Annotated in this window: 11 protein-coding genes; 5 read left to right on the top strand and 6 right to left on the bottom strand. The window is 41.1% G+C overall.

From position 1 onward, the window contains the following. Positions 1-80 precede the first annotated feature (80 nt). On the bottom strand, positions 81-1,001 hold the full coding sequence (locus RRG12_RS05235) for a ribonuclease D (RefSeq protein ID WP_420758607.1): 921 nt from the start codon (positions 999-1,001) through the stop codon (positions 81-83). Between the two features lie 467 nt (positions 1,002-1,468). Between RRG12_RS05235 and RRG12_RS05230 the strand changes: the two genes are divergently transcribed. Further along, positions 1,469-1,939 carry a BON domain-containing protein gene (locus RRG12_RS05230; protein WP_420758606.1) on the top strand — a complete coding sequence of 157 codons (471 nt, stop codon included), beginning with the start codon at positions 1,469-1,471 and terminating at the stop codon, positions 1,937-1,939. Positions 1,940-2,120: 181 nt separating this feature from the next. Here the strand turns inward: RRG12_RS05230 and RRG12_RS05225 are convergent, their stop codons facing one another. Then, entirely contained in the window at positions 2,121-2,942 is an 822-nt protein-coding gene (locus tag RRG12_RS05225; RefSeq protein ID WP_420758605.1) for a carbonic anhydrase, read from the bottom strand. A 476-nt stretch (positions 2,943-3,418) separates the two neighbouring features. Here RRG12_RS05225 and smc point away from each other — a divergent pair, with 476 nt between their 5' ends. After that, on the top strand, positions 3,419-7,072 hold the full coding sequence (gene smc, locus RRG12_RS05220) for a chromosome segregation protein SMC (RefSeq protein ID WP_420758604.1): 3,654 nt from the start codon (positions 3,419-3,421) through the stop codon (positions 7,070-7,072). Positions 7,073-7,130: 58 nt separating this feature from the next. Beyond that, positions 7,131-8,126 carry a PRC-barrel domain-containing protein gene (locus tag RRG12_RS05215; RefSeq protein ID WP_420758603.1) on the top strand — a complete coding sequence of 332 codons (996 nt, stop codon included), beginning with the start codon at positions 7,131-7,133 and terminating at the stop codon, positions 8,124-8,126. Between the two features lie 180 nt (positions 8,127-8,306). On the opposite strand, the gene RRG12_RS05210 is transcribed toward RRG12_RS05215, so the two are convergent. The 3 genes from RRG12_RS05210 to RRG12_RS05200 are packed head-to-tail and all read right to left on the bottom strand — an operon-like array spanning position 8,307 to position 9,107. Beyond that, positions 8,307-8,573 carry a type II toxin-antitoxin system RelE family toxin gene (locus tag RRG12_RS05210; RefSeq protein WP_069070921.1) on the bottom strand — a complete coding sequence of 89 codons (267 nt, stop codon included), beginning with the start codon at positions 8,571-8,573 and terminating at the stop codon, positions 8,307-8,309. After that, positions 8,570-8,809 carry a hypothetical protein gene (locus RRG12_RS05205; protein ID WP_420758602.1) on the bottom strand — a complete coding sequence of 80 codons (240 nt, stop codon included), beginning with the start codon at positions 8,807-8,809 and terminating at the stop codon, positions 8,570-8,572. Before RRG12_RS05205 ends, RRG12_RS05210 begins: the two co-directional genes overlap by 4 nt. Positions 8,810-8,861: 52 nt before the next feature. Continuing rightward, positions 8,862-9,107 (bottom strand): type II toxin-antitoxin system Phd/YefM family antitoxin, encoded by a 246-nt coding sequence (locus tag RRG12_RS05200; RefSeq protein ID WP_069070923.1) that lies wholly within the window; start codon positions 9,105-9,107, stop codon positions 8,862-8,864. Here RRG12_RS05200 and RRG12_RS05195 point away from each other — a divergent pair. Continuing rightward, the gene (locus RRG12_RS05195; protein WP_176727023.1) at positions 9,101-9,259 is read left to right on the top strand and encodes a hypothetical protein; all 159 of its coding nucleotides are present in this window, start codon (positions 9,101-9,103) and stop codon (positions 9,257-9,259) included. The two genes, RRG12_RS05200 and RRG12_RS05195, sit on opposite strands and share 7 nt — an antisense overlap. A 268-nt stretch (positions 9,260-9,527) precedes the next feature. Then, positions 9,528-11,252: an ABC transporter ATP-binding protein gene (locus tag RRG12_RS05190; RefSeq protein ID WP_420758601.1), complete on the top strand. Its 1,725-nt coding sequence runs from the start codon at positions 9,528-9,530 to the stop codon at positions 11,250-11,252. A 261-nt stretch (positions 11,253-11,513) separates the two neighbouring features. Here RRG12_RS05190 and RRG12_RS05185 read toward each other — a convergent pair whose 3' ends face one another. Then, a complete protein-coding gene (locus RRG12_RS05185; protein ID WP_420758600.1) occupies positions 11,514-12,692 on the bottom strand; it encodes a TIR domain-containing protein in 1,179 nt (392 codons plus the stop codon). Between the last annotated feature and the right edge of the window lie 8 nt (positions 12,693-12,700).

Below are 12,700 nucleotides of genomic sequence, written 5' to 3'. Positions count from 1 at the left end.
GAAAAAATATATTTGAAATATTAAGATTTCTACTTTACAAGAACTCCATAAATTCTGACATTTGTAGCTAGATGAACAATTTACTCATCTTCTGTTTCACTCTCTTGAATTTTGGAAGTCAGCCGCCAAGAGGTGCTTTTCTCAATATCTACAGACAATTGTTCCAGATTTTGCCCTAAATCTTTTTGGAGTTTCTGAGTTATTGTAATGGGAAAATCTAAATTAATACATTGAGTTTGTGCTAGTCTTGCCAATTCTGTAAATGTAGCTTTGACTGTAGTCCGTTCATAACTAGTCAGCTTATAATAAGAAGTTTCAGATATATTTTGAGCTTGCATAGCTTTTTTCATACGTTCTTGCAAATGCTCAAATTCAGAATTCAACAATTTCCATTGCTGCTCAAGTTCCGAGTATCTGGTACTTAGTGATATTAAGTCTTCCGTTGCAGAATCCGGGCTGGCTTGGGCTTGTAATCTTAACAAATTCAAGTGGATTTGAGCCAGATAAATACAATCTAAATAAGCATACTCTATCTGTTCTTCAGTCAGGGGACGTTTTCCCCAATCACTTTTTTGTTCTTGTTTGTCGATATTGTTAAAGCTACAAAGTGCAGTAGCTATGGTCTTTAGTTGATAGTTGGGTAATGGTAAAAGATAATAGGGAATTTTTTTTGCCATTTCCAAAGTGCAGGTAATATTTTTGGCTTTCTTATTACCGAGAAGCTTTAGATCATAACTGGCGTTATGAAAAACTTTTTCAATGGCAGAATTTATCATAATTTTATCAATAAATTCTGCTATGATATTAGTCTGATCTAAGACATCTAAAAGGTAGACGCGATCGCCACTCATATCTTGAGGATTATCTAATACTTGAATCAGTGATAATCTTGGATTACGACTTTTATAGTCAGCCACTTCTGTATCTATCCACAGCGTTTTAGCCTTGGTATATTCAGCGACAATGGCACTAATTTCGCTGGCGGAAGTAAGGTAGGGCATTGGCTAATATTTCCTGATATTTAGGACATTGTAAGTAAGCCATAGTTTTCTAAAGTAACATTTTGTTGGGACTTTTGCTGCCACAGCATTCCATAAACGCTGAAGTTTTGAATTCGTCATAGACATCGCCAAATTGACTAAAATCTGATAATATCGAGTCACCACTGTGGGGTGGCATAATCTACCATTTAAATAGCTACTGGGCATCTACATTAAATTCATAGAGAGCTACAGGCTGTATATAGAGCCATCCTGGTTAGCAGCCGTTAGGAAAATTGAATTGGCATTTCTCAAAACTAGTCGCAAAATCTTAGCTTCAAGAAATCGTCCAAGGTTCAATTTTCAGTAACCTGAGCTATTGCTTAGGTACTTTTGCTAATTCACATTTAATTGTTTTTAACATCTGCTCCTCACCATGACATCACACATCAATTAATCGCTTCAACTACTCAATTCGGAGATAAATAATGAAAAAGCTAATTCCATTGCTAATTAGTGGCATTTTGGTAGTTGGTACTTTTGGCTGTGAAGAGGCTCCTAAAACTGGTTCAGAAACTCCTAGCACAACTAATCAAGCTGCTCAAGCACCAGCAACACCAGCTTCTCAGATAAATCAAACTACGGATAAAACTGCCAAAATTCCAGGAAAAGAAGCAACTCCTTTAGTAGCTAGTACAGATACTAAAGTTAAAACCGATTCTGAAAAAACAGCAGCCACAAAAGCTAAGAGTGACTTAAAAACTGAAGTTAGCGCAAAGTTGAACAAAAGCTTACCAGGTAATAAGTTACAAGTTGAAAACAAAGAGGGTGAAATTATCCTCAAAGGCACAGCAGCTTCTACTGAAGAACTTAAGAAAGCTGAAACCTTAGCTAAAGAAGTTCAAGGCGTGAAGACAGTGAAGGTAGAAGCAAAAGTTGACGCTGTAAAAAAGCCATAAAAGAATAACTGAAGCTTTCAGTTAACATCGGCATGAAAGCCAACCAGAGACTTACACAGATGTAAGTCTCTGTTTTTGCTATAGCTATTTTCAGGTAAATAGACCACGCGGTAAAATGGGATATTTTTTTAACTGGAAGTCCCTTAGCTATGGCTTATTTATAATTCTATCTTCTCATCTTTCAACTTCCATTATTTGAACCTCGATAAATTCGCTCCATCTGCTCTGGAGAAAGGCGTTTCATTGGAAACCATTCAAATGGAGAAACAGACACTTTCTCATAAGATTGACCATCATCGTGCTGGGTTTGAGGGGAATTGACTGCTACATTGGTATTTGGAAGCTGACTCCTGAAGGACTCATCTATTTCCGAATCTGGAAGCTGACTTTGAGGCAAAACATAAGCGTGCTTCTGGGGATCGTATGCGAAAACTTCTCCTGTTTCAATGTGATAAATCCAAGCATAAATGCTGAGTTCTCCCTGATAAAGCTTAGAGTGAATCACTGGATATGTCCGCAAATTCTCAATTTGAGTAAGAACATTTTCGGCAATCATAATCTCTAGCAGTTCTTCTTCATCGTAGTGACTGTAATGGTCTATAACTAGCCTTCGAGTTGCCTCTGCATATTTAAGCCAATCATGTACGAGCGGCATTTCATCGCTGAGATTATGTAACTTCATTAATCCTTTCATTGCACCGCAATGAGAGTGACCACAAATAATAATTTGGCGAATATCTAAAGCTTGAACAGCATATTCAATTGTTGCACCTTCACCACCATTACTTGCCCCATAGGGTGGAATGATGTTACCTGCATTGCGAATAACAAATAATTCACCAACTTGGGCTTGTGTAATTAGATTTGGATCGAGACGCGAATCAGAACAGGTAATAAATAATACTCTGGGCTTTTGACCGTGTGAAAGTTGCTCAAATAATTGTTGATGTGTCGAAAAATAGCTAGATTTAAATTCGCGCAGACCTTTAATTAATCTCTTCATTACTAAGTTCTAGAAAATTTTGGGGGTTCAGAAACAAATCACAGACAACAGATTAGGGTAGTAAAGATGACTTTCTTTCTACGTTTTTTCAATTGTAAAGATTACTATATTATAAATTAATTTGGTGCTTTTAATACCCTCTACCATTGGGGTGAGTTGCTTTTTTCACTTCCTCCCCCCTGTTACTTAGCAACTCACATTCCTGTGTGAGAATGCCTTGATCCTATTTAAAATTTTTGAATTACAAGTAATTAGTCGGACATGATATTATCTGCTCTGGGAAAATTTGATGGTCAGTTTGCGGGATCAAAATTTTTGCCATACACTTAGCGATCGCCTGCGGTAAGCCTTTTGGGTGAAGCTCACAGGCTTACCGCAATGCGTCTACTATAATTTCCAATTCTTCCCCTTACCCTCTTGCGAATTCTTAATTAGTTGATACACTTGTTCTTCATTAGCCCAGGGAACCAGCGCCTATGGTGCACATCAAGCGCGTGGAACTTACGAACTTCAAATCCTTCGGTGGCACTACTTCTGTCCCTTTGCTACCGGGGTGTACTGTCATATCTGGGCCAAATGGTTCGGGTAAATCTAATATCTTAGATGCGCTGCTATTTTGCCTGGGACTCTCCAGTTCTAAGGGAATGCGAGCCGATCGCCTCCCGGATTTGGTAAATAACACCCAAACCTCTAAAGGACGCGCTTCTATTGAAGCTAGCGTGACAGTGACATTTGATTTGTCGGGGGAGGATATCTTACCCAAAGCCGCAAAGGCGCAGAGTGAAGAAGCAGAGGATGCAGGGGAAACAGAGGAAGTAGGGGAAGTAGAGGAAGAAAATCCAAAATCCAAAATCCAAAATCCAAAATTGGGCGAGTGGAGTGTTACTAGAAGGCTGCGAGTCACTCACCAAGGGACTTACACCTCGAATTACTATATCAATGGTGAAGCTTGCACACTGACGCAGTTGCATGAAGAACTAAGTAACCTACGGGTTTATCCTGAAGGCTATAACGTCGTGCTACAAGGGGATGTCACCAGCATTATCTCGATGAATGCGCGGGAACGACGGGAAATTATTGATGAATTGGCTGGGGTGGCAGCGTTCGATCGCAAAATCATTCAAGCCAAATCAACTTTAGATGAGGTGAAGGAAAAGGAAGATAGCTGTCGGATTATAGAAACGGAATTAACCGCACAGCGCGATCGCCTTTCCCAAGATCGGGCGAAAGCTGAGAGATATCAAAAACTCCGCACAGAATTTCTAGCGAAACAATCTTGGGAAGCTGTTTTATCATGGCGATCGCTACAAGCACAACAAGAAAAATTAGTTCACGAAATTCAAACAGGCGATCGCAATTCTACTGAACTCACTACCCAACTCACAAACCTCAATTCCGAAATCGTCCAAAAAACTGCTGAACTAGAAGAACTCAATGCCCATGTCAAAGCATTGGGAGAAGAAGAACTTTTAGCGGTACAATCCACCCTCGCCACCCAAGAAGCAGAACGAAAACAACTCCAGCGTCAGCTTACAGAATTACAAACAGCTTCCCAAGAAACTGCCAAACGTCTAACTCAAACTCAACAAGAAATTCAAAAACACCGCCATTCCCTACAAGAAATTGCCGAAACCCAAATTGTAGAGACGCGATTCATCGCGTCTTCCCAACACCAAAGAAATGAAGCCCACCAAGCCTTAGAAACCTCCCGCGAAGCCGCCGCCGAAATCGCCTCAGCTTCCGAAGCCTGGGTGCAGCAACAAACAGCATTCAACCGTCAAATTGAAGCCTTACTGCACACCCTAGAACCGCAACGCACCGAACAAGCACAACTCAGAGAACGCAATAATCAGTTACAGCAACTTATCCAAGAGCAAACTCAATTAATTGAACGCGACGAACCCCTGTTAGCGGAAAAACAAACTGAGTGTAATCAAGTTGAAACGGAATTTAATGCCTCTAGCGAACCCATCCAAAATTTAGCCCAAAATCTTTCAGCCACAGAACAAGAACTGCAAATTCAACAGGAAACCCAAAAGCGGTTACTTTTTGAACAACGGGAAAAACAACGCCAGTTGGATAAAATCGAGGCGCAAACACAGGCACAGCAAGAAGTTCAAGGAACCCAAGCGAGTAAAGTCATTTTACAATCGGGAATGCCTGGACTTTGTGGCTTAGTTGTGCAGTTGGGAAAGGTGGAACCCCGCCATCAACTAGCTTTGGAAATGGCTGCCGGTGGACGCTTGGGACATATCGTGGTGGAAGATGATAGTGTCGCCGCAGCGGGTATTGAACTCCTCAAACAGAAACGTGCAGGGAGGGCAACTTTTTTACCGTTGAATAAAATTCACGCCCCCAAATTTACTCAAGATGCAACGCTGCGTTTTGCTAGTGGTTTCGTTAACTATGCTGTGAACTTAGTCGATTGCGATCGCCGTTATAAAGATGTCTTCAGCTATGTTTTCGGTAATACGGTAGTTTTTTCCAGCCTTGAGGCGGCGCGGAAAAATTTAGGATTGTATCGCATCGTCACCTTAGATGGCGAATTGTTAGAAACCAGTGGTGCAATGACTGGTGGTAGCAACAGCAATCGTTCAGCCTTGCGGTTTGGTACGGGTGAAGCGGCGGAATCTGATGAAGCGATCGCTTTAAAAACTCGCTTGGTGGACATTGAACGGGTTTTAGAGCGTTGTACTGAAGCGATCGCTACTTTGTCAGCTAGAACCAAAAAACTCACCCAGGAATTAACCGAAGCGCGTCAGGCGCGGCGCGAACAGCAGTTGCAATTAGAACAGTTGCAAAAAGATATTAAGAATTTGACAGCGCAATTACAGGGGACGCGATCGCAACTCGCCCAAAACAGCCAAAAGTTAACCACTGCTCAATCCCGATTGGAAATTTTAGAGCGGGAATTACCGGGACAAGAAAATGAGTTGCAACAATTTCGACACGCATTAGCAGAGTTGGAAGCATCCCAAACCCCCAGTGAATGGCAACAAATCCAGGCAACCATTAAAATTCAAGAGCAACAATTGCAACAACGCGAAACGGCGTTAAGGGAAGCTGAACAAAGATTAAAAAATTTAGAAAATCAGCAACAACGTTTGCAAGAAAAAATCCAAGAAGGTGAAACGCGAATCACCGAATACGAAACCCAACAAACCTCTTGTAGAGACGCGATTCATCGCGTCTTGAGCCAAATCACAACGATAGACGACCAAATCACCCAAACCCGCGCCAACCTCAGCGTTATGGAGCAGAATTTGGGAGAAGAGAAACAAAAACGCGACACTACAGAACTGGAAGTGCGATCGCATCTTTTGCGCCAACAACAATTGCAATGGGAAATCGAAAAACTCAAAGAAACCCAGGAGAAGCGGCGGGAGGAACTAATTGCATTGCAAAGCCAGTTACGGGATGTGGGAGCAGAATTGCCAAATCCACTGCCGGAAGTTCCAGATAAAGTAGACTTGGAGGAATTGCAGAAAGAATTGCGATCGCTTACTAAACGCTTACAGGCAATGGAACCTGTTAATATGCTGGCGTTGGAAGAATACGAACGCACTCAAAACCGTCTCCAAGAACTCACGCAAAAATTAGAAACACTAGAAGGGGAACGTACCGAACTACTTTTACGAATTGAAAACTTTACCACATTGCGGCAACTTGCCTTTAAAGAAGCTTTCGATGCTGTCAACGAAAACTTTCAATCAATTTTTGCCATTCTTTCCGACGGCGACGGCTTCTTGCAACTCGAAAATCCCGAAGATCCCTTTAGCAGTGGACTAAATTTAGTCGCGCACCCCAAAGGCAAACCTGTACAGCGCCTAGCTTCCATGTCTGGGGGAGAAAAATCACTTACAGCCTTGAGCTTTATCTTTGCCCTGCAACGCTATCGTCCATCGCCCTTTTACGCCTTTGACGAAGTAGATATGTTCCTAGATGGGGCAAACGTAGAGCGATTAGCTAGAATGATTAAACAACAGTCACAACAAGCGCAATTTATAGTTGTGAGTTTGCGTCGTCCGATGATAGAATCAGCCGAACGCACAATTGGCGTTACTCAAGCACGAGGAGCTTACACTCAAGTTTTGGGGATTAAGTTACAATCATCCAATACACCTGCTTGAGTTTTTGTTAATAATAGTGTATAGATAAACCGGATTCGAGATCAGGACTCGGTATAGAATGACCTCCGAACAGATAATTAGGCGTTCCGACATATTAAATACCCAGGTGATTACCCGCGACAACGGCAAGCGGCTAGGCATCATCAGTCAAGTCTGGGTTGATATAGATCAACGAGAGGTTGTGGCTCTTGGTTTGCGAGACAGCCTGATCTCTATTTCGGGCATACCGCGCTACATGTACCTCAACAACATCAGCCAGATTGGTGATGTCATCCTAGTTGATAACGAAGATGTAATTGAAGATATCGAAGTTGAATCTCTCAGTAATCTGATTAACTGGGAAGTAATTACAGAAACAGGTGAAGTACTAGGAAAAGTTCGGGGCTTCAAATTCGACGGCGAAACCGGGAAGCTTAACTCCATAGTTATTGCTTCTTTAGGATTGCCCCAAATTCCCGATCAATTTGTGAGTACTTATGAGTTCTCAGTAGATGAAATTGTCAGCACTGGCCCCAATCGGTTGATTGTGTTTGAAGGAGCCGAAGAACGGGTAGACCAGTTGACAGTTGGTTTACTAGAGCGTCTGGGTATCGGTAAAGCCCCCTGGGAGCGCGATGAACAAGAAGAATACGGCTATACTCCACCGCGCCAAGTTGCACCAGCTAATCAACTGCCTAGTGGAGTGCCATTGCAGCCACCCAGGCAAAAAGTTCGCGCTCCCGAACCAGTAGCGCGGGAAGAGGAATGGACAGAAGACTATGTGGAAGAAGAAAGGCCACAGCGTCAGGTAATGAAGGCACGGCAGTATGAATCTATTCAATACGAAGAAGACGAAGAAGAAGATAACTGGAGTGAAGCAACGGGTAACGACAGATATCAACAACCGCAGCCGCTAAAGTATGAAGCCCAGCCTTACAGCAAGCCTTATGTTGACGAATATGATGATTATGACGACGTAGAGGGCGATGCTTGGGAAGATGAGCCGAAGCCTGTGAATATTCCCAAAAAAATTAAGGAAAGACAACCAGAATACGAAGAAGAAGGCGGATATTAAGTAATTCGTAATTCGTAATTCGTAATTAAATTTCAAGATTAGTCTGGCTCTTTCCTTAGAAGTAAGGAGGGGGCTAATTTTTAGTCTGGATAATGGTTTTATGACTAAATTGTGTGTAATTAATTTTGTTTAAGTACTTATAGCGAAGACACTGTAGGCGATAGCTCTAATATTTTTTTGTCAACTTTCATTTTTATAAACCTTGCTACGATGTCCGACATCTATAACATTTACCAATAAAACATCATCGAAAATATCGTATATAACTCGATAATCGCCTACTCTAATTCGATATGTGTTTTCTCCACCCTGTAACTTTTTAACTCCATTGGGACGTGGTTCTATAGCCAACTCATCTATTTTGGGTTGTATGCGATCTTGTAATTCTTGAGATAATTTTTTAAACATTTTTCTAGCACCTTTGGTAAATTTAATTTCGTAAGTCACGCTACGTCATTTTTTCTTTCATTAGCGATTTCCTTTTTAATATCGTCCCATGCGATAAGACTATTATTTTCTAGATCACTTTTAGCAGCATGATAGGCTTTTAAATCGTTTTCGTCCTCTTCATCTTCGATTTTTTCAAGTAGTGCATGAATTTCATCTAGGGTACTGTCGTAAGCTTGGTTTAGCAGTACGTTGATAGCTTTGATTAGTTGTTCGCGTTCGTGTTCGGTTTTCATAATTAAGCCTCTTTAAGATTGTTAAGTTTGATTAATTTATCAATTCTATTTTTTACAATGTATGTTTTGAAAACTCAATATCATCTAAGGGTAATAATCCCTCGTCCACGTCGGCAAAGTCTTCGTCAAGTGGTTCAAGGGTGGAAAGGGTTTCCAGGAGGGATTTTTTCTTGATGGGGGAAATGATGGCGAAGGGGATACCGTTTTGGGTAATAGTGAGCGGTTCGCCTGTTTTTTGGGCTTGGTTGAGTAGGGTTTGGATGGTTTCGGGGAGATCGGAAAGGGTGATTTGTGTCATGGTGGGTTCTGGGGTTAGCGGATGGGGACTTGGCGCACATCTATTTTACCTGTGACGGCGTTGGTGATGAGGGCGGTGCGATATTCAAAACAAGATTAAATCCGGGATTCCACACCAGAACTGTCACACCACAATTAAACGGATCTATCTAGTACCTATGAACTAATTAACTCTAGGATCAACGCTAAAACAGTTTGTAACTAATTAGTGAACGTGAGTTCGACAAGTCTTATTTGTCCTCTCCCCCAGCCCCTCTCCGACGCGGAGAGGGGAGCAAAAAGCGGAATTTTTCTTGCTCCTCCCTTTCCGTTTTGGGGATGGAGAGGTTCATTGAACTCACGTTAATTAGTTAACTGTTCAGAAACTCACTAAAAACTGCTAGCGTCAAACAAAGGAAAATACTGTTGTGGACTTTCGAGCTTGAAAACCCGTTCTAATTACTTGCAACTGTTGCCTTATATCCAACTCCAGTGGCAAACCATCGCCAAGGGACTTGTTGGTATCTTGGGATACGTACTGGCGACATTAGTGTTGATAAATCTTGCGGGTAGATTGGCAACTCCCTTTGCCCAAGGTAATGTAGTAGCGATCGCTCAAATAACCGGCAGCTGTGCCTTAATCTTTCTTGTCAGAGGCTTATTTCAGTCTATACAAGATATGTACATGGCGAAAGCTTCTTTGCGAGTGGCTTTTCATCTCCGCCAGCAAGTCTACGCACATCTTCAAAAGCTAAATCTCAGCTATTTTGAAACGGCAAAAGCAGGTGATTTATCTTACCGCCTCACAGAAGATGTTGACCGTGTTGGCGAAGTTGTAAATAAAGTATTTCACGACTTTATCCCCTGCGTTTTGCAGTTGGTAGCAATTCCAATTTACATGGTTTACCTAAATTGGCAACTGACACTCGCAACAGTCATAATTGCCCCGCTGATGGGTATTTTAATCGGCTGGTTTGGTGAACGCTTGGGCAAGTATTCCTTAAAAAGTCAAAATCGCGTGTCGGGTTTATCAGCCATCCTGGCGGAAGTTTTCAACGGTATTCGTTTGGTACAAGCTTTTGCTGCCGAAAATTACGAAATCGCCCGCTTTGGCCATGAAGCAGAACGCAGTCTGAAAGCAAAATACTCAGCCGAACGCCTCAAAGCGATTCAGATTCCAATCATCGGATTTCTGGAAGCCTTAAGTGCCTTATCATTACTGATTGTGGGAGCGTGGCAAATTTCCCAAAACAACTTGACAGTGGCAAATTTTTTCAGCTATCTGGCGGCGGCGGCGCTGTTAATCGATCCCATTGGTCACACTACTAATAACTACAACGAATTTAAGCAGGGTGAAGCATCTGTTGACCGCGTTTTTGAATTGATGGCAATTCGACCGACGGTAATTGAAAAGATAAATGCGATCGCTCTCCCCCCAGTCAATGGCAAAGTAGAATATCGTCATATTTCCTTCGCCTATAAGCCCGGTGAACCCGTATTAAAAGATATCAGCTTATTGGTATCACCAGGTGAAGCGATCGCTCTTGTGGGTGCTTCTGGTGCTGGTAAAACCACATTTGTGAATCTTTTACCCCGTTTTTACGACCCAGAAGTTGGTCAAATATTCATTGACGATGTTGATATTCGGGATGTGAAGCTGCATAGTCTGCGGCGACAAATTGGGATTGTTCCTCAAGAAACCATCATGTTTTCGGGGACAATTGCTCAAAATATCGCCTTTGGACAAGATATTTTTGACATAAAAGCAGTGAAAGAGGCGGCGAAAATTGCTAATGCCCATCAATTTATTAGCCAACTGCCAGAGGGTTATAAGACTTGGGTAGGCGAACGTGGGGTAAACTTATCTGGTGGACAAAGACAAAGAATTGCGATCGCTCGTGCTGTTCTCCTCAATCCCCAAATATTGATTCTTGATGAAGCGACATCAGCATTAGATTCCGAATCAGAAGCACTGGTACAGGAAGCGCTGGAAAGATTGATGGAAAAACGGACGGTGTTTATTATTGCTCACCGTTTATCGACAGTTAGGAGGTGCGATCGTATTTTAGTTCTAGAACAAGGGCAAATTGTCGAATCGGGAACCCATGAAGAATTATTAGCTTTAGAAAATCGCTATGCGCGGTTTTATGCCCAACAGTTTAGTTAGGAGTTGGGAGAAAAAGCTACCCTTTGTGGGTACTCCTTCGGAAAGTAGAATAGACGCAAAGCGGCTATGCGATTCGTTGACATACTCACTGAGAAAGAAGGGTCGGTGATTCTGGAGTAATGAGTAGTGAGTAATAAGTAATGAGTAATAAGTAATAAGTAATAAGTAATGAGTAAATACCTATTTCTCATCTACTCATTACTCATTTAAAGGAGTTCACCGTTAAAAAAAAATTTATTCTGAATTCTGACTCCTGACCCTTTAGAGATTTAGCATAGTTTTTGCAAAAATAATTTCGTTAACAATATCCATCACATCATTTACTACATCTGCTGCTGTTGATGGGTCGTTGATATATTGATTCAGCGACTTGAATTTTTCCGGTGAGATATTTCCCATTAATTTGCTATCCCAATTTGCCAGCATTTCGTCAAACACTTTTTTAGCATCGCCATTAGTGCATACAATAGGAATCACCGGAATTTTTTCTTGTTTAGCATACAGATAAGTCTCATAAGTTCCGCCAACACCCCCCACAATAATAACCAAATCTGAATGTCGCAAACAAGTGAGCCATTCATTAACACCTGACTCTGTATATTCGACTTTTCCACCCTTAAATACAGGTTGTTTTCCTTGTGGAACAAAGTGGGTTAATTTATCGGTTAAGCGGATATTTTTTTCTGCTATTTTTTCAGCAAACTTATCAGCTACAACATAATCTACTCCCTCCCATCCACCTGTGATCAGGTTGTAGTTATATTCTGCTATTTTTTCACCAAGCTTTTGAGTACACCAATTAACTTCATTAGGAATATTAAAGTTTCCTGTTCCTGCAACTAAAATGCTTTTTTTACTTCTAAGTTGAACAGCATCATTTCTAATAGCATCATTAAGCTGATTGATAAATTCATTAAAGTTATTAGTTGGATTTATGCTTAATTTATCCGAGATAAAAAACATAAACTCATCAATTTTTTCTGAAATCTCTATAATTTTCGCTGCAACATTATGCATTGCTGAATATTCATGAGATAATAGTTCTGAATTAATGATTTTTTCTATTTTTTCTCTCTGTTGCTTCCAGTATGTTATGTACTCTATCTTGCCTTCTTTGGTATAGATATCGGCATCTTGTAGAACAACTGGAAAAACTTTTTGTTCATAATCCTTGTGTTTCATAATTTCAACAGCTTCAAACATACAGTATTCCGATCGCAAATATTTCTCGCTGACTACAAGAATTACATAGTTTCCACGCCCAATTTCCTGCATGAATTGCTGTATACTCTTACCTAGTGTTAAATAGTTGCGATCGCGAATTAAGTTGTAACGTTCAGAAACAAGTGCAGCACAAATTTTATCAACCAATTCTTCGCGTTGTCTGCCTAATTCACTCTGGTTATCTTTCCATGCATACGATATGTATATCTGATTCATTTTTTTAG

The organism is Nostoc sp. CALU 546 (assembly GCF_048836525.1).
This window is presented reverse-complemented; position numbering and strand designations above follow the sequence as displayed.